This window comes from Agromyces salentinus, from assembly GCF_009749395.1.
GTDB lineage: Bacteria > Actinomycetota > Actinomycetes > Actinomycetales > Microbacteriaceae > Agromyces > Agromyces salentinus.
In genome coordinates, this window is sequence record NZ_WBIR01000010.1 from 132,188 (window position 1) to 150,176 (window position 17,989).

Annotated in this window: 12 protein-coding genes and 1 tRNA gene; 1 reads left to right on the forward strand and 12 read right to left on the reverse strand. The window is 70.6% G+C overall.

The features are described 5' to 3' along the window. From GQQ95_RS11770 to GQQ95_RS11820, 11 genes are all read right to left on the reverse strand, one after another. Window positions 1-2,292, reverse strand: a complete 2,292-nt coding sequence (locus tag GQQ95_RS11770; protein WP_157427856.1) for a transglutaminase-like domain-containing protein — start codon at window positions 2,290-2,292, stop codon at window positions 1-3. Next, complete coding sequence (locus GQQ95_RS11775) at window positions 2,289-3,587, reverse strand: DUF58 domain-containing protein (protein ID WP_157427857.1); 1,299 nt, start codon at window positions 3,585-3,587, stop codon at window positions 2,289-2,291. The genes GQQ95_RS11770 and GQQ95_RS11775 overlap by 4 nt, the downstream gene beginning before the upstream one ends. Further along, complete coding sequence (locus GQQ95_RS11780) at window positions 3,584-4,552, reverse strand: AAA family ATPase (RefSeq protein ID WP_157427858.1); 969 nt, start codon at window positions 4,550-4,552, stop codon at window positions 3,584-3,586. The genes GQQ95_RS11775 and GQQ95_RS11780 overlap by 4 nt, the downstream gene beginning before the upstream one ends. A 22-nt stretch (window positions 4,553-4,574) precedes the next feature. After that, complete coding sequence (locus GQQ95_RS11785; RefSeq protein ID WP_157427859.1) at window positions 4,575-9,923, reverse strand: Ig-like domain-containing protein; 5,349 nt, start codon at window positions 9,921-9,923, stop codon at window positions 4,575-4,577. Window positions 9,924-10,088: 165 nt separating this feature from the next. Beyond that, window positions 10,089-10,802: an FHA domain-containing protein gene (locus tag GQQ95_RS11790; RefSeq protein ID WP_157427860.1), complete on the reverse strand. Its 714-nt coding sequence runs from the start codon at window positions 10,800-10,802 to the stop codon at window positions 10,089-10,091. Beyond that, a complete protein-coding gene (locus tag GQQ95_RS11795; protein WP_157427861.1) occupies window positions 10,799-12,487 on the reverse strand; it encodes a serine/threonine-protein kinase in 1,689 nt (562 codons plus the stop codon). Before GQQ95_RS11795 ends, GQQ95_RS11790 begins: the two co-directional genes overlap by 4 nt. Next, the gene (locus GQQ95_RS19775) at window positions 12,487-13,620 is read right to left on the reverse strand and encodes an FHA domain-containing protein (protein ID WP_157427862.1); all 1,134 of its coding nucleotides are present in this window, start codon (window positions 13,618-13,620) and stop codon (window positions 12,487-12,489) included. The genes GQQ95_RS11795 and GQQ95_RS19775 overlap by 1 nt, the downstream gene beginning before the upstream one ends. Next, entirely contained in the window at window positions 13,601-14,485 is an 885-nt protein-coding gene (locus tag GQQ95_RS11805; RefSeq protein WP_246205432.1) for a PP2C family protein-serine/threonine phosphatase, read from the reverse strand. Before GQQ95_RS11805 ends, GQQ95_RS19775 begins: the two co-directional genes overlap by 20 nt. A 102-nt stretch (window positions 14,486-14,587) precedes the next feature. Beyond that, complete coding sequence (locus GQQ95_RS11810) at window positions 14,588-15,610, reverse strand: TerC/Alx family metal homeostasis membrane protein (RefSeq protein WP_157427877.1); 1,023 nt, start codon at window positions 15,608-15,610, stop codon at window positions 14,588-14,590. A gap of 338 nt (window positions 15,611-15,948) precedes the next feature. Beyond that, window positions 15,949-16,021 (reverse strand) — tRNA-Glu (locus tag GQQ95_RS11815). 104 nt (window positions 16,022-16,125) lie between these two features. Beyond that, window positions 16,126-17,031: a diacylglycerol/lipid kinase family protein gene (locus GQQ95_RS11820; RefSeq protein ID WP_157427863.1), complete on the reverse strand. Its 906-nt coding sequence runs from the start codon at window positions 17,029-17,031 to the stop codon at window positions 16,126-16,128. Between the two features lie 61 nt (window positions 17,032-17,092). On the opposite strand from GQQ95_RS11820, the gene GQQ95_RS11825 reads away from it, so the two are divergent. Continuing rightward, a complete protein-coding gene (locus tag GQQ95_RS11825) occupies window positions 17,093-17,731 on the forward strand; it encodes an MBL fold metallo-hydrolase (RefSeq protein WP_157427864.1) in 639 nt (212 codons plus the stop codon). A gap of 76 nt (window positions 17,732-17,807) precedes the next feature. On the opposite strand, the gene GQQ95_RS19460 is transcribed toward GQQ95_RS11825, so the two are convergent. Beyond that, window positions 17,808-17,989: hypothetical protein (locus GQQ95_RS19460; protein ID WP_212275407.1), on the reverse strand; the 182-nt coding region annotated here is incomplete at its 5' end.

The window sequence follows — 17,989 nt, forward strand, 5'->3', positions numbered from 1 at the left end:
CTACCGGCGGCGACCCATTCGGTACCGGGCGATGAACCGCCGTGTCCGGCCGACGGCCGCTGCGACAGCGGCTGCTGCGGCATCCGCCTCGTTCCAGCGCGTGACGACCGTCTCGGACGCCACCGGCTCGCCGTCGAAGACGTCGCGGTCCACGCTCGCCGCGAGACCCGTCAGGTGCAGCGAGCCGTCCTCGGTGGCCGTCGCGACCCCCTGGTCGGCGGCCTGGCGTTCGAGCGCACGCGCCGTCTGCAGCCGCGAGGACCTCGCCGGCGGTTCGAAGCCGAGCTCCGCGTACCGGTCGACGAGTTCGTCCCAGGCGGCAGCGGCGGCGACCTCGTTGGGGCGCGCCCGACGCTTGCGACGCCGCCTCGCCTTCGCCAGGGTGACGAAGAGCATCGGCAGGAAGATGATCGCGAGCGGGATGCCGAGCGACGCGGTCGCGACCCAGACCCAGCCCGGAATCCGGAACTCGCGGTCCTTGTCCTCATCGTCGGTGTCGTCGATCTCGACCGTCGACAGCAGTTCGTCCTCGACGGCCTCCGCGCGCGGGGGCTGGCGCACCTGCGGCTGCGGCTCGGACTTCGGCTTGGGCGTCTGCTCCTGCGGGACGTCGACCTCGTCGGGCGTGGGCCGGAAGGAGACCCAGCCGACGCCCTCGAACGGCACCTCCACCCACGCGGTGACGTCCTCGCCGAGCACATCGACCGAGTCCTCGTCCTCGCCGATCTCCGGCGCGAAGCCCATGACCACCCTCGCCGGGTATCCGAGCTGGCGCGCCATGAGGGCCATGGCCGCCGCGTACTGCTCCTCGTCGCCGACCATCGAGGAGCGCGTGAACAGCTCGATGAGTCGATCGGCGCCGTGGCCGGCGCGCGAGGCGACGGCGTCGGAGGCCAGCCCGTGGCTCAGGAACCCGTTGGTCTTCAGTCCCCGCTCGATGTTGCGGAGCTGCTCGATCGGCGTGACGGCATCACCCGCGTACTCCTCGCCCTTCGCCGTGACGACGTCGGGGACGTTCTCGACGGGCGGCAGCTCGATCAGGGCGACCGGAACGTCCGCGAGCTCGCCGTCGCTCGGTTCGGCCTGCACGCGCGCGTCGAGGCGGTAGCTCGCGCCCTCGTCGACGCCGCTCGTGAGCACGGCCGTTCCCGCGGCCGCGTTGTAGCGCAGGTCTCCCGTGCGCGCGGCGGAGTCGGCGTCGTCGAGGAGCAGGTCCGAACCGTACCCCACGGTCGGCAGCCACACGTCTGCGTACGACTGCACGTCGACCTGGATCGAACGCGCGCTGCCGAGCGTCGCGAGCTGGGGCTGCGGCAGCGTGGGCCCGGTGATGGCGTAGCCGCCGTCGTCATCGGAGTCCCCCGGCCCGGCGACGTTCCAGAGTCGTCCGGTGTACGAGTTCATCGACGCCAGCCGGATGGAGTCGCCGGGTTCCAGCCCCGTGACCGTGAACAGGGGCTCCTCGGCGAGGTCCTTCGTGTAGTTGCGGAATCCGGCGAGCGGACTCGGGAACTCGAGCGGGTCGAACGGCGGAACGATCTTCTCGCGGAGGACGAACCGGTCGGGTGTGACCGGCGCGACGGCCAGGCCGGCCACGGCGCCGATCACCACGGCACCCGCCACGACGATCGCGGAGCCCCTGACCTTCTGCGATCGGAGCTTTCGCGCCCCGGCCCCGTCGGTCTCGACATCCGCGCCACGGCGCCATGCGAGCCAGACGAGCGCGATCACCGCGAACGCGACGCCTCGGAGGCCCGCGAAGAACGCCTCGTCCGTGCCGAGCAGGATGCCGGAGACGAACAGGAGCACCGGCCCGATCAGGATCACGGCGCTGCGCAGCACCGTGCGCCGGCGCGGGAGCCACCGCAGCACGAGCATGGAGCCGACCAGGGAGACCACCCACGCGGCGAAGTACGGGACGACGGCCACGTAATAGGGGGCCTCGACCGGCGTGCCGATGGTCAGGATGTCCGCCCAGCCGTAGACCGCGCCGATCGCGAGGCCCGCGAGCGAGGTCACGCTCGGCAGGACGAGGAAGAGCGCGGCATCCGGCATCGTGAACGGCGTGCCGAGCACGAAGTAGGCGGCGAGCCCGAGGAGCACCGTGGTGAGCACGCCGAGGCGGAGCAGGGTCCCGACGAGCGCGGCGAGCGTGCCGATGACCAGGCCGGCTGCCGCCGCGAGGAGGAAGTCGAGGTCGCCGAAGCTCGTCTCGTACCCGGCGATCGCGAGGAGCGAGAGGACGGCCAGGACGACGAGGTCGGTCACGGCGGAGCGGGATGGGCGTGTCATGGGCGGACCCTCCCGACGAGACCGGCGAGGTCGGTCAGGGCGCCGACCGTGACGACCGTCGTGCCGGCCACCTTCGCGATGCGGGAGGTCGCGCCCGCCTCGACGCGGAACGCGAGCGTCTGGGTGTCCGGTCCGAACACCGTCTCGGCGGAACGGAACTCGCCGAGGGGCACGGTCGAACCCGCGATGATGATCGCGACGCTCGGCGGCGGCAGGCGCTTGGTGCGGTCGCGCACGAAGGACCTGATCGACTCGAAGGCGTCGACCGCGGGCTCGATGCGACTCGTGTCGTCGAGGAGCGAGGTCGGGGTGGCGGTGCGGAGCGTGAGGTGCTCGGTCAGGATGTCGGCGCGCGTGGCGTCGCGGATCACCTGCACTGCCAGCGAGGCGAGCACGGAGACGCCGAGCTCGAACTCGTCGTCGGAGGCGTAGTGGCCGCGTTCGGTGCACTGGAGCAGGGCGAGCTGCGAGCGCCGCGTCTCCTCGAACTGCCGGACCATGAGCGTCCCCGTGCGTGCGGAGGTGCGCCAGTGCACGTTCCGCAGCGGGTCGCCGGGCTGGTAGGCGCGCAGCGCATGGAAGGAGATGTCGTTGTCGGTGATCGTCTTCGTGATCTCGCCCTCGAGATCGCGCACGAGCCCGGCGGCCGACGGCTTCAACCTGGCCGTGACCGGGTGCACGAACAGCTCGACCGGGTCGCTCCAGCGCACGATGCGGCGGAGGAGCCCGAGCTGGTCGCCGCGGACCGAGATCGCGGGGCCGGCGACGATCACGGCGCGACGGGACGTGGGCACGGCGAAGAGCTCCTCGTGCTCCCCCGCAGCGGGGAGTGCGGGAACGATGAACTCGGCCAGCCCGGCGCCGACCGGCAGTTCCATGCGGGACGGGATCGACGCCTTCTGCCCGATGTTCGTGACCGCGAGCCGGCCGAACGCGCGCTCACCCGCGACGACCCGCGTGGGCTGCAGTGCCACCTGGACCCGGTAGTGCATGCGGCCGAAGGCGAACGGGATGCTCACGAGGAGCGCGGCGAGCAGGGTGGCGCCGAGGAACACGAGTTCGATCCAGCCGAACACGGCGGCTCCGATGAACGCGACGAGTGCGATCAGCAGGATGAGCCACCCGGTCAGTGACACCACGCCGGTGACGGGCTCAGCCCAGTCGGCGGCCCTTCTGCCGGCGCCGACGAGCACCGTTCCGGTCGAGCGGGCGGATGCCGCGAGCGAACGCCCGACGGCCCGTGCGGCGATGCGCGCCTGCGACGGGGGTCGGGGCGCGCGCGGCTCCGCGCTCATGCGGCGCGGTACGCGGGCGGTGCGACGTCGACCAGGACGGAGGAGACGATGTCCTCGGCCGTGGCGCCGGCGAATTCTGCCTCGGGGTCGACGATGATGCGGTGGGCCAGCACGGCGACGGCGAGCTCGCGCACGTCGTCGGGCGTGACGTAGGTGCGACCGTGCCCGATCGCCCAGGTCTTCGTCGCCCGCGCGAGCGCGAGCGCGCCGCGCATGCTCACGCCGAGTGCGGAGTCCTTGTGCTCGCGGGTACCGGTGACGATCTCGTTCAGGTAGCCGAGGACGGCTGCGTCGACGTACACCTCGGAGGCGAGCTGCGCCATGGTGGTGACCGAGCTCGACGCGATGATCGGCGACACCTTCGAGGCGCGCGCCCGGTTCGCCGAGTCGAGGAGCAGCGTGACCGCGGTCTCGTGGTCGGGGTACCCGAGCGAGGTCTTGATGAGGAATCGGTCGAGCTGCGCCTCGGGCAGCGAGTAGGTGCCCGCCTGCTCGACGGGGTTCTGGGTCGCGATGACCATGAACGGGCTGCCGACCTCGTACCCGACGCCGTCGACGGTGACGCGGCCCTCCTCCATGACCTCCAGGAGCGCGGACTGGGTCTTCGGGCTGGCGCGGTTGATCTCGTCGGCCAGCACGATCGACGCGAAGATCGGCCCGCGGTGGAACTCGAAGTGCCCCTTGCCCTGGTCGAAGATCGTCACGCCCGTGACATCCGAGGGCAGTAGGTCGGGCGTGAACTGGATGCGCGAGTGCGTGCCGTCGAGCGTGTTGGCGAGCGCCTTCGCGAGCACCGTCTTGCCCGTGCCCGGGAAGTCCTCGAGGAGCACGTGCCCGTCGGAGAGCAGCGCCGTCACCACGAGTTCGATCGTCGGCCGCTTGCCGAGGATCGCCTGGTCGATGTTGTCGACGAGCTTCGAGAAGGCGTCCTGGAACCAGGTCGCCTGTTCTTGCGTTACTGCCATTGGGTTGTCCTCATCTTGGTCGTTACCAGCCGTCACGTATTCCGCCGACCTCGGCGTAGCCCTGATCCCCGCAGAAGGCGGACGGGGTGCTGCCGCTCCAACCGCCGCTCCACGACCCGTGTCCGCTCCCGTTCACGTTGATCCTCGGCTTGGTGTTCAGCTCGGAGCTGTTGCAGTACAGCGTCACCGTCACGGTGGAGTTGGCCGGGAAGTTGTCCACGGACACGTTGAAGAACCAGCAGGTTCCATTGCAGTTGCCGTACGTGCCGTGGTACGGGCCCATTGCCGAACCCTTGGTCAAGGTCACGGATCTCGGTGGCGGCGGCCTCGTGTCGACCCCCACGCTCGTGCCCGCCGCCGGCCCGGTCTTCCGGCTGCCGTCGTTCGTCGCCGTCACGCTCACCTGGTGCGAGCCCGCGCCGACATTGCCGAACGACGTCTGCGTGCCACTGACGGTCTTCGTCGAGCCGCCGAGGGACACCGTGTAGGTCACGCCGCCACCGCCGGTGTCGGCCGGAGGGTTCCATCTCACGGTGACCGTCGCCGGCGCGTAGCCGTCTGCGCCGGCGCTCACGTCGCGCGGCGCCGACGGCGTGCCGTACGGTGTCACGCCCCCGCTCGCGACGGACCAGGCTCCCCAGCCCTTGTGCTCGTTCTGAGCACGCACGGAGAAGGTGTACGTGGTGCCGTTCGTCAGCTGCCCGATGTCGAGCGCGTTGACGTCGGCCCCGACGACGCGGGATCCGCCGCCGCCCTCGGTCCAACGGACTTCGTAGTTCGTCAGCGGCGAGTTGTTGGTGGCGGGCGCACTCCACGTGACCCGGGCCGCCGCGTCGCTCGCCGAGGCTCCGGGCTGGTTCGGTGCGTCCGGTGGCGCGCGGACGATCACCGTGACGCGACCCTGGGTCTCGCGGAGCGGGTCCTTCGTGCCGTCCTGGATGCGGTAGATGACGCTCAGCGTGCCGGTGAAGGCCGCGCCCGTGCGGACCGTGATGCCGTCGGCCGTGAACGACGCAGTCGCCGCCGACCCGACGTCGGCCTGGTCGACCTCGGCCGCGACGACCCGAAGCGGCACGCCGTCCTGCTCGAACGGATTGAAGTCGTTCGCGAGCACATCGATGGCGCGGCTGTCGCTCCGATCCATCTCGATGTTGAGGTCGTCGTTCGCCTTCGGCATGGCGCGCGAGGACGACACGACCTTGACGTCGACGTAGCCGGGCACCGTGAACTCGTTGAAGTTCACGTCGAACTCCAGCCGAGTCGTCGTGCCGGGCTGCACTCCCAGGGGCGCGGACATGCGGAGCGTCGCGCCGTCGACGATCTCGGCCTCGATGTCGGCGCTCGTGCCGTTGAGGTTCGTGTACGTGATGCGCTCGATGTTGTCGGGGTTCGGTTGGTCGCTCGACTGGCGGAGGTCGATCTCGATCGCCTTCTCGCCGGCCTCGATCTCTTCGGCACGCGGCGTGAACGTCGGCGGCGAGTCGTTGAACTCGGGGTCGCCGACGGTGATCGGCAGCGTCAGGATGGCCGTGCGACCGATGGGATCATCGGCGCCCTTGCCGTCGGTGACCTCGAAGGTCAGCGAGGCCTGTCCGCGATAGTCGGTGCGCGGGATGTACTGCAGGTCCGTGCCGTCGACGTAGGGGTTCTCGTCGGTGGCCGTCGCGTTCGCCGTGAGGATGAGGGCCGGGTTGCCCGAGGGCACCTCGACGAGCTCGTTGACGCTCCACGCGATCTCGCCGTTCATCGGCACGATGATCGGGTCGAGGTCCTTGAGGTACGGAGCCGGGAACTTCGCCTTCTCCTCGGCGGCCAGCTCTTCGGGGGTCTTCGGCTTCTCGGTCGGCGGCGGCGTCTCGAGGGTCTCCTCGACGGTGGCGTCACCGGCCGGCACCGGCGGCACGATGACGAACGCCATCGCCGAGAGGTCGTCGAGTTCGTTCGTGAGCCGGTACGCGACGGCATAGCGCTCACGGCCCGGCTCGACGGTGATGCGGCCCGCGCCGTCGATCTCGGCCTTCGAGGCGTTCGGACCCTCGGCGGTCACGACGAGGTCTTCGACGAGCCCGCCCGGGTTCGTCGCGTCGGACAGGGTGCTGACGGTGATCTTCTCGCCGTCGAGCACCTCCTCGGGCTCGATGACCTGGTCTTCGGCGGTCGGCGGCAGGATGACGGCGTCCTCCGTGACGGCGATCTGCAGGAACGCGGCATCCGCACCGCCGTGCCCGTTCGAGATCTCGTACCGGATCGTGTATGCGCCCTCTTCGTCGGGTGCCTCGACGACGACCCGGCGCCGGTCGCGGATCTCGGCCGTGAGTCCCTTGTCGACGTCGGCGAGCTTGGCCACGTGCAGGCTGTAGCCGCTCGGGTCGGAGTCGTTCAGCAGCACCTCGACCGAGGCGGTGCGACCGGGCTTCATCTCGATCGCGTCGTCGACCGCCGTGGGCGGGAGCTGCACGGGCGGCCTCGGGATCACGCCGATGCGGATCGTGCCGGTCGCCGTGGCGCCGTACGTGTCGCGCACCTCGTACTCGAAGGTGTCGGTGCCCGCGGAACCCGGCAGCGCCTCGTAGGTCAGCGACGTGCTCGTGCGATCGATGAGTCGACCGAGGGACGGTGCGACGGTGATTCCCGTGAGGCTCACCGAATCGCCCTCGGGGTCGAGGCCGTCGAGCGGGACGTCGATCTTGACCGCCGAGCCCGCGAACGTGCGGGAGGTGATCGGGGTCGGCAGCGGCGGCCGGTTGTCGTCGGCGTTGCGGGCGACGACCGTGATCGTGAGGGATGCCTTGGCGGTCTGCTCGGCATCGTCGCCGAGGGTGTACTTCAGGCTGTAGACCCCTGGCTCCTCGGGCGCCTGGTATCGCACGGTGTCGTCGTCGACGAACGCGAGGCCCTTCAGGTCGTCGCTGACCGAGAGCTCGGGCAGCACGTGGAAGGCCGCCGCATCGGGGTGGAAGTCGTTGTCGATCACCGGGACGGTCACGATATCGCCGGCGCGCACGATGGCCCGATCGGCCACCGCCACGGGAGGCTGGTTCTTCACGAGGGGCGGAACCGGCACCACCGTGACCGTGGTGCTCGCCGAGTTGATGCCGTCGGAGACGGTGTAGCTGAACTGCAGCTGGCGGTCGAGCGCGGCGGATGCGGTGACCCTGGCGACGGTGTTCGTGAGGATCTCGACGGAGACGAGTCCGTCGGTCGTCGTGTCGTCGAACGACTGCACGGCGAGCACGCGGCCCGAGGGCGAGACGTCGTTCGCGAGCACCGGGATCGAGAGCGGCTCCCCCGGCCGCAGGTACGCGGTGTCCTTCACCGCGATGGGCTTGAGCGCCTCCTCGGGCTGCTCCACGACCTGCACGCGGATCAGGCCGACGCTGACGGTCGCCTCGGCGCCGAGGTTGTAGACGAACACGTAGTCGCCCGGCGCATCGCTCTCGAAGGTGATCGACCCGCGCTCCAGGTTCGGCGTCACGGTCGCGTCGGCCGGCGCCTCCTCGATGCCGAGGAGGGTCAACGGCGCACCGGAGGGCGAGACGTCGTTGGTCAGCGGTTCGATGAGCGTCGGTTCGCCGGCGAACACCCGCGCGAAGTCGGGCGTGCCGATCGGGTTCAGCGAGCCCGTCGGCTTCACCTCGACGACGAGGGTGCCCGACGCCGCGGTCTCGCCGTCGGAGATCGTGAACTGCACCTCCTTCTGGCCGAGCTCGGCGGACTTGTGCTGGAACGTGAGGTAGCCGTCGGGACTGAAGCGCACCGAGTCGCCGCCGATCGGCGAGGCGTTCACGAGGTACAGGTCATCACCGTCGGGATCGCGCCAGTCGGTCAGCACGTTGTACGAGACCTGCTGCCCCTGCTCGACGCTGATCGCGCCCGAGCGCAGGGAGGTCGGTGCCGTGTTCTCGCTCTCGGGGACGACGCGGACGTTGACGGATGCCTCGGCGACGCCGCCGCGGCCGTCTTCGACCGAGTAGCGGAACGAGACCGTTCCGGCCGCCGACTCGGCCGGCGAGAATTGCAGCGCCCGCCCGCCGTCGATCGGCTCGATGCGCCCCATCGACTCGGGGATGCCGGACGTGTCGGAGATGCTCAGGACATCGCCGTCGGGGTCGGTGTCGTTCTCGAGCACGTCGAGGATGGTCGTGCGACCGGGTCGTGCGCCGTAGTCGTCCTCGCGGGCGACGGGCGGCCGGTTCTGGTCGGTCCGCTCGGCGATCGTGTCCTCGAACGTCTGCTGGGCGCTCTTCTCGTCGCCCTCGAGCTCGTCGCTCTCCTCGGGAGGCGTGACCTCCTCCCAGTTGTCGACGAGTCGGAGATCGGAGTCGACGAGCCAGGCGTTGCCGTTGGTGAGGTTGTTCAACGCGATGACGTCGCGATTGACGCGGAACTCCAGCCGAGCGCCCGCGGTGGGTTGGTCGATCACGACCGTGCGCGGCTTCTCGCCGTCGCAGGAGACGAGATAGCGGCCGTTCGACGCCCAGGCGCCGTGCACGCAGCCCTCGAGCCACACCGGCGCCGCGATGTCCCCGGCGCCCGAGTCGGGCGCGGACTCGTCGAGGTCGAGCTCCCGGACGACGCCGTCGTCGAGGCCGACCTGGACCAGGCCGGCCGCGGTGGCGACGTAGGCGGCGTCGTGCTCGGCGCCCGACTGCTGCAGGCGGATGCCGGTCGCGGGCAGCTTCGTCACGCGACCGTCGACGATCAGCTCGTTCGACTCCTCGGCCAGGACGACCGCACGATCGCCGACGGCGGCGAGCTGATGCTTGCCGAGCTTCGGGAGTTCGGAGGTCTCGGGCTCGCCGGTCGCCCCTCGGGCGAAGCGATGCAGGACACCGTTGGGCTGGGTCGCGAGGATGGTGCCCTCGCCGGTCACGGCGACGCGAGAGCCCTTGCCGAGGTCGGCGAGCGGCTCGGTGCCGCGCCAGTCGAAGGAGAGTTCGGCGCCGGCGGGGACGCTCCACAGCTCGCCCTCGGGCGAGAGCACGGCGAGCACGTCGCCGCCGTACGCGACGCGGGAGGCGGGCGGCACGTCGATGCGCTGCGAGAGCGTCGTGAACGACGGGTCGATGCGTTCGACCGATCCGACGGAGCGATCGTAGATGAAGGCGTCGTCGCCGTTCTGGAGCACGTCCGCCTCGTTCGAGGCCGTGGAGACGGCAGCGTCCAGTTCCTCGATCTGCCGGTTCAACCGGCCCGCGAGGAGCTCCTCGGCGTTCGTGACCCACACCTCGCGGGCGCGAAGGTCGGGGTCGGTGACGGGAAAGCCCTGGTGCAGGACGGCGAAGGTGATCGGCACGCCCGCGAGCACCGCGATCGCAGCGCCTGAGGCGATGCTCTTCCGCGCACGAAGCCACGAGGTGAACGTGCTCACGGTTCGACTCCTCATGGTGCGATGATCGGACGCCCACCCGACGCGTGGCTGGCGCTCCGGCATAACCTAACACGGCCCGCTGCGTCCCCCGAATGGGGAGCCGTACCCATGCGTTCGCATTCTCGCGAGGGATGCGCCGGCGGCGTCGCCGGGGCACCCGCCCGGTCACTCCGCGTCGGCCTGCGTCGATGCCTCGGGGCGGTCCAGGAGCGGCAGGTCGTCGACGCTCACGAGTCGCGTGGCCACCGCGTACTCGACCAGGCGCATGCGCCGGTTGGTCGCGAGCTTGCCGCGTCCACCGCGGAGTCCGTCGACGCCGAGCCGGTCGAGCTTCTCGCAGACGTTGTCGAGCTTGCGATTGAACGTCGTCATGCTCCATCCGAGGCGCGACGCAGCCTCAGCCGAGGTCGGCACGGTGGCGCGCCCCGCCGACGGTTGGAGGAGCACGCGTTCGGCGAGCGACACGACGAGCAGCCGCTGCGTCGACGTCAGCGCGATCGGCATGATCGTCGTTCCGCCGTCGGTCGTGGTCGAGGTGAGCGAGGTGTTGTAGAAGTCCTCCTCGGCGTGGATGGAGAACTCGTAGGTGGTGGCCCCTGCGCTGAAGATCACCTGCACCTGCTGGAAGACGAGCGGGAGCTTCGCGCCCGGCGCGACCCACGCCTGCACGCTGCCGGTGGAGTCGGACACCGTCGCGGCGAGCAACTGGCCCACGTTCTGCAGCCACCAGAGGCCGAACTCGAACTCGAGGGTCAGGAACACCCGGTGGAGGTAGGGGTTCTCGTCGATGGTGAGGTCGGCGTCGCGGCCGATCGTGAAGGTGCGATCGGTCTCGATGGTGTGCCACTCGCCGCAGTACTCGACCTTCAGCGACCTCATGGGGTGCATCCCTTCTCGGGTTCGGAGGTCTTGCTCCCGCGCTGGGTCTGCACGTCGATGCACACCGTCGCGCCGGCATCGACGCCCTCGACCACGATGGGGGACGCCTCGGCGACCTGGACCGTGCCGCTGCCGTCGGATCGAACCCAACGGAAGAGGTCGCCGTCCTCGGCGCCGTCGACCGACACCGCGAACGAGACGCTGGTGCCGTCGGCCGAGCGGACGCCCGGTTCGACCGTCGGCTTGGGAACCGTCGCCTCGGCGACCGCGTCCTCACCGGCGGATGTCGCCGGCGGCTTCGCCTCGGGTCCTGGCAGCGACCCGGACATCACGATGGCCGTCGCGACGGCGCCGAGCACGATGACCGCCGCCACGATGGCGACGACGAGGCCGAGCGGTGAGCGCCGGACCGGTGCGGTGCCCTCGGGGGCGGGTGCACGGAGGACGCCGTCCGCCCGGGTCGCCGGCATCGCACCGGCCGGGCGGACGACGGTGCCGTCGTCGATCTCGGCGTGGACGGGAGCGATGCCACGGTCGGCCGTTCGGTCGTGCAGGGCTCCCTGGGCGGACGTCGGCGTACCGACCGGCCGCCCCACCGTGGCCTCCTCGATCGCGGGCTGCGCGACCACCTGCTGCGGTGCTCGCGCGACCGTCTCGTCGGCCTTCGGTGCAGCGACCGACCCCGCTTGCGCGTCGATCGTGCGGACGGCGCGGGCGCGCGTGGCACCCGCCTCGTCCTCGGATGGTTGCGGCTCGGCGACGACGAGGTTCGGGACCTCGATCGTCGTGGTCGCATAGCCGAGCTCGAGCTCGACGCGCTGCAGCGCCCGCGCGAACTCGACCGCACTCGGGTACCGGTCCTCGCGGCGGACGGCCATGCCCTTGGCGAGCACGGCGGTGAGGCTGCGCGGGACGTCCTCGCGCTGCATGGGCGTGATGGTTCCGCGCTCGATGCGCCCGATGAGGTCGAGGGTCCCGTTCGAACGGCCGGGGATCTCGAAGGGCGAGCGACCGGCGAGCAGCGTGTGCACCGTCGCGGCGAGCGAGAACACGTCGCTCCTGGGGTCGGGCGTCGGGTCGTCGGCGAACATCTCCGCCGGCGACCACGGGACGCTCATCCCGACCGCCGCGGATCCGGTGCCGCCCGTGGCGGCTTCGCCCGGCCGCATGGTCATGGTGTGGACCGGCAGCTCGCCGTCGAGGTTCGACGAGATGCCGAAGTCGGTCAGGGCGGGCCAGCCGTAGTCGTTCGTGAGCACGTTGGCCGGCTTGATGTCGCGGTGCAGGATGCCGGCGGCGTGCGCCGTCGCGACGGCCCCGGAGATGCGGATGCCGGTGCGCAGGGCGTCTGCGACGGCGAAGGGCTGGCGCTTGTACTGCTCGGACAGGCTCGGACCCGAGCAGTACTCCATGACGAAGTACGGTCGTCCGTCGGCCGAGACGTCGGCATGGAAGATCGTCACGATGAACGGATGCGCCGAGAGCTGCGCCATCAGGTTCGCCTCGGCGACGAACTGCGCCCTGGTGTCGCGCCCGAGCTGCTCGGTGAGGAGGACCTTCACGGCCACCTTGCGCCTCGGCAGGCGCTGTTCGTAGAGGAACACGTCGGCGAAGCCGCCGGAGCCCAGCAGGTTCAACGGGGTGTATCCGGGCAGCTCGGGAGGCGTGGACGTGGCGCGCCGCATCAGATGCCGACCACCTGGATCGTCCAACCGCCGCCGAGGTCGACGACCGTCCCGGTGAGCACCGGCGTCGGCTCCCCCGCCCGGAGGCGGACCGGGGCCTTGCCTGGCTGGGCGACATGCGTCCCGTTGCGCGAGTGCAGGTCGGTGACGACCACCGTGTCGCCCTCGACCGCGATGTGCACGTGGTTGCGCGAGATGTCCTGGTCGCCCGCGCCGATCGCGACGACCCTCGGGAGGCGCCCGCCGGCACGCTGGCTCGCACTCGGCGCCCGGCCGAGGACCACCTCGTGCGAGATCGGCTCGACCGTGCCGTCGGGCATCCGGATGCCGAGCGCCCTGGCCTCGTCGGTCGGCTCGTCGGGGGCGGAGGATCGGGCCGCCCGCTCCTCCCGCAGGCGGCGGATGTCGGCACCGACGATGGTCATGCCGTCGTGGTCGCCCGTGCTCTCCTCCGGCGGGATGATGGTCTGCTCGACGCCGCGACCGTCCCGGCCGGGCTGAGCGCCCTCGGAGGCCGCAGCGTCGCGCCGGCCGATGGCGGACACTGAGACGACCGTGGCATCGTCCACGGCCGGCGGCGCGGGCGGTGCCTCGACCGGGGCCGGCTCCGGCATCGCCGAGGAGGGCACCGGCGGGTTCGGGCCCGACGTCGAAGCCGGCCCGGCTGACGGTTCGGAAACGGCCGGCCCTGACGGAGCGACGGCCTCCACGGCGGTCGACGTGACGGATGCCGCGGCGACCACGCCCTCGACGATCGGCAGCGAGCGGCGGTCGCCAGCGGCGGCATCCGTCGCCTTCAGGATCACCGTGCGCCCCCGCACCACGCGCTCCACCCACGTGGACACCCCGGCGCCCTCGACGACCTCGAGATCGACCCGTGCCGTGAACGCGCCCCGGACCACGATGCGGACCTCGTTGCGATCCTCCACCCGGACCGCGAGCGCGAAGGCCGGGGCCGCGGACAGTCCGTCCACCGTCAGGCGATCGAGCACGGCGCGGATGGGGTCGGGATCGGCCAGGTGCTCCCAGACGTCGGTCAACGCATCGGCCGCGTCCGCGGGCACGAGCAGGACGGCCCCGCCGCGCACGGCGGCGAGTGCGGTGCCACCGGGATCAGTCGTGTACGTCGCCACGTGCGCCGTCCTCTCGTCGCGGGGTGGTGTCTTCGGACGCGAACGGCTCGGCCATCCGGTCTCTGGTGGAGGCGTCGTCGGGCGCCGCGAGCGCGCTCTCGACCACGACGACGGTGACGTTGTCGCGGCCGCCGTGCTCCAACGCGAGGTCGACGAGTTCGCCGGCGAGCCCGGCCGCGTGCCCGGTGTCACCCGTGAGCACGCGGGAGATCGCATCGTCGTCGACCTCCTTGCTGAGCCCGTCGGAGCAGAGCAGGAAGACCTGCCGACCCGACGCCGGGATCAACCAGAGATCGGGCTCGACGATGTCGTCGGCGCCGATCGCCCGCGTGATGACGTTGCGCTCCGGGTGGCGCTCGGCGTCTTCGGCGGCGAGGAGTCCGGCATCGACGAGCTCCTGCACGGCCGAATGATCGACGCTCAGCTGGCGCAGCGTTCGGCCGTCCCACGTGTAGATCCGGGAATCGCCGACGTTGAAGGCGAGCCAGTGGAAGCCCGCCCCGTCGCCGGCGTCGACCAGCACGATGCCCGTGAGGGTCGTCCCTGCGACGGCCGTGCCCTCGTCGCCTTCGTCGCTCAGTGCCCGAACCGCCTCGTTCGAGGAGTGGATCGCGTCCAGGACCTGTTCGGGCGTGGAGGGCCCGCCGACGGCGAGATGCCGGCGGAAGGTCTCCACGACCGCGCGACTCGCCGCGTCGCCGCGCGCATGGCCGCCCATGCCGTCGGCCACCAGGTAGACCGGGGCCTCGGCGAGGAACGCGTCCTCGTTCATGCTGCGCACGCGCCCGACGTCGGTTCGAGCGCTGTGCGCGATCACGGCCGACGCCTGCTCGAGCGCGACGACGTCTTCGCCATCAGGGGACACGGTGCTCCTCGTCGCCGTTCACCACCGGGAGATTCCCGGGCGCCGCACCGGGGCGCCGCCAACCCAAACTAGCAAGTCGCGGCGCCTCGGATGGACGAAGGGTCAACGACCCTCGTCGTCGGTGAAGTGCGGCACTTCCTCCATGAGCTTGTGTCCGCGCTGCTTGGCGTCCACGTTCGCCTTGATGACGCTCGCGACGGTGGCCACGGCCATGGCCGCGACGATGACGCCGAGCGACATCCAGGTCGAGATCTCGGGAGCCCACTCGATGTGCTCGCCGCCGTTGATGAACGGCAGCTCGTTGACGTGCATCGCGTGCAGCACGAGCTTCACGCCGATGAAGGCGAGGATGAACGCGATGCCGTACTTGAGGTACTCGAGTCGCTCCAGGAGGCCGCCGAGCAGGAAGTAGAGCTGCCGCAGGCCCATGAGGGCGAACACGTTGGCCGTGAAGACGATGAAGGCGCTCTGCGTGATGCCGAAGATGGCCGGGATCGAGTCGAGCGCGAAGAGCAGGTCGGTCGTGCCGATCGCGATGAAGACGAAGAGGATCGGCGTGTACATGCGGTGGCCGTCGACGACCGTGCGGACCTTGATGCCGTCGTAGTCGTCGGAGATCTTCACCCGCTTGCGCAGGATGCGCACGAGGAAGTTGTCCTTGTCGTCGTCGTGCTCGACGAAGGCCTGCTGGTACGCGGTGTAGACGAGCCAGGCACCGAAGATGTAGAAGATCCAGCTGAAGTTCTCGATGAGCTGGGCGCCGAGCAGGATGAACACGCCGCGGAAGATCAGGGCGAGGATGATGCCCACCATGAGCACCTCCTGCTGGAGCTTCTTCGGCACCGCGAACCTCGCCATGATGATGACGAAGACGAACAGGTTGTCGATCGAGAGGCTGTACTCGGTCAGCCAGCCGGCGATGAACTGCCCGGCGTGCTCGGCATCGCCGAGCAGGAACATGAGCAGCGCGAAGATGAGCGCCAGCACCACGTAGAAGACGACCCAGAGCGTCGACTCGCGAAAGGACGGCACGTGCGGCCGTTTCACGACGAGGAGGAGGTCTGCGACGAGGATCAGCGTGAGGACGACGAGGGATCCGATTTCGAACCAGGCGGGGAGCTGCAGCACGTGCGGCCTTTCGGGAGGGATGTGGGTACGGAGATTTCCCGAAAGTCTCTCCCGGTCGCACACCTGGTGCACCGCCACGACCGGAGCGGCGTCTTCGGCGCTCGTACTGACGATCGTGGCCCAGGACGCGTGAACGTCCTGCGGGATACTCCCCTTCGCTTCGGGCGAGTCTACCGGGTACCGTCGGCGGACTCGAACCCCGGCTTCCACAGGGACGCGGCGCGCGGAGCCCGGCACTGGCCTCCGACGCGGCGCGCGTCGGCGCACCCTCCGGAAACGCAGAATGCCCCCGCCGAAGCGAGGGCATTCCGATGGTTGTCAGGATGTCACATACGTGACCCCAGCGGGATTTGAACCCGCGCTGCCGCCGTGAGAGGGCGGTGTCCTAGGCCGCTAAACGATGGGGCCGAACTGACAACTTGAAGAGTATGACACACGATCCGGCTGCGTTCCAAATCGAGGCGTCCGGCCGGTTCGCCGCGGGCCGACATGCCTCACGCGGCATCCCGCGGTCAGGCGAAGACGCGCAGCGCGCCGGGGACGACCTCGACGTGGATCGGCAGCGAGCCGACCCGCTCGCCATCGGCATACGCCACGACGTCCTCGGCCTCGAGGCTCACGCGCCTGGCCTGGAGGAACTCGACGCGAGGGTGGCCGGCGTGCTCGCCCTTGAACACCTTCGGGAAGACCGCCACGAGTCTCGCCCGCGAGATGGGGTGCACGATGAGGACGTCGAGGAGCCCGTCGGTGAGATCGGCGTGCGGCACCAGCGTCATGCCGCCGCCGAGGGACCGATTGTTCGCGACCGACACGAGCATCGCGGCCTGCTCCCGCCGGACGCCGTCGATCGTGATGGCGTACCGGCGGGGCCGGAAGGTCACGAGCTCCCGGACGAGCGCGACGGTGTACCGGCTCGGCCCCCTCGGCCGCACCATGCGATTGGCCCTTTCGTTCACGAGCGCGTCGAAGCCCGCGGAGACGATGCCCGCGAACCACACGGGGGCGGATGCCTCGCGGCGGACCACGCCCGCATCGATGACCCGCGGCTCCCGACCGATCGCGGCCACGAGGGCCTCCAGGCCGGCGGCGGGGTCGTCGTGCGGCAGTCCGAGTCCTCGCGCCAGGTCGTTGCCCGTGCCGGCCGCGACGATGCCGAAGGGCACCTCCGTTCCGGCGACGATGTTCACCGCGAGCGAGACCATCCCGTCGCCGCCGACGACCACGAGGCCATCGACGCCGCGGGCGAACGCATGCTCGGTCTCGCGGCGGAGGAGCTCGAAGTTCGGCTCCTGCAGCATGACGACCTCATGCCCCTCGTCGAGCAGTCGACGGGTCGTGACAGCCCCGACGTCGCGGTGGCGCCCGAACGAGGCCGAAGGATTCACGGCGACGAGGAGGCGCTTGGGGGTGGCGGTCATGCAGTGATTCTGACATCCGGGTGGGGTTGCATCGCGCCAGTCCGCGGTGTTGGCTCTGAGCATGCGCCTGACGAAACTCGAACATGCCGCCCTCGTCATCGATCACTCCGGCGACCGCCTCTTCATCGACCCCGGGTCGTTCACGACGCCGATCACCGACGCCGTCGGGGCGGTGGCGGTCGTGATCACCCACGAGCACAACGACCACTGGACGCCCGAGCAACTCACGCGCATCGTCGAGGCGAGCCCCGACGTGCGGATCTTCGGTCCAGCGGGCGTCGTCGCCGCGGCATCCGGATTCGAGGTCGAGCCGGTGAGCGCCGGGGACGTCGTCGAGGTCGAGCCGTTCCGCCTCAGGTTCTTCGGCGGACGGCATGCGCAGATCCACGCGTCGATCCCGATCGTGGACAACCTCGGCGTGCTCGTGAACGAGTCCCTCTACTACGGCGGGGACGCGTTCACCGTACCCGACGGCGTCGACATCGACGTCCTGGCCGCGCCGGCCGCAGCCCCGTGGATGAAGATCTCCGAGGCCATGGACTACGTGATGGCCGTCGCGCCGCGTCGCGCCTTCCCGACCCACGAGATGCTGCTCTCCCAGGCCGGCAAGGCACTGTCGAACGCCCGGCTCGCCTGGGCCGTGGAACAGGGCGGCGGCGAGTACCTCGCCCTCGAGCCCGGCGGCACGCTGGACTTCTAGCCGCGACCGGACGGCACCCGACCGGTACTTCTAGCCACGACCCTGCGGCGCCCGACCGGCGCCGCAGGGCGGCGGTTCAGTCCTCGCCGTTCGGGCCGCCGCGATCGTCGTCATCGCGAGGCTCGAGGGTCCGGTCGCCGCCGTTGCCGTCGCCCCCGCCCCCGTCGGGCGGCGGGGGGCCGTCGGCCGGCGGCGGGGCGGGAGGCGCGGGGGCCGGCGCGGGCGGAGGCGGCGGCGGCGGTGCCACCGGCGTGAGCG

Bases quoted from the DNA above. Each gene is read 5' to 3' on its own strand.
- GQQ95_RS11820 (WP_157427863.1), bottom strand. From the start codon at position 17,031: ATGACCGCCACCCCCAAGCGCCTCCTCGTCGCCGTGAATCCTTCGGCC.
- GQQ95_RS11770 (WP_157427856.1), bottom strand. From the start codon at position 2,292: ATGACACGCCCATCCCGCTCCGCCGTGACCGACCTCGTCGTCCTGGCC.
- GQQ95_RS11780 (WP_157427858.1), bottom strand. From the start codon at position 4,552: ATGGCAGTAACGCAAGAACAGGCGACCTGGTTCCAGGACGCCTTCTCG.
- GQQ95_RS11825 (WP_157427864.1), top strand. From the start codon at position 17,093: ATGCGCCTGACGAAACTCGAACATGCCGCCCTCGTCATCGATCACTCC.
- GQQ95_RS11775 (WP_157427857.1), bottom strand. From the start codon at position 3,587: ATGAGCGCGGAGCCGCGCGCGCCCCGACCCCCGTCGCAGGCGCGCATC.
- GQQ95_RS11795 (WP_157427861.1), bottom strand. From the start codon at position 12,487: ATGCGGCGCGCCACGTCCACGCCTCCCGAGCTGCCCGGATACACCCCG.
- GQQ95_RS11790 (WP_157427860.1), bottom strand. From the start codon at position 10,802: ATGAGGTCGCTGAAGGTCGAGTACTGCGGCGAGTGGCACACCATCGAG.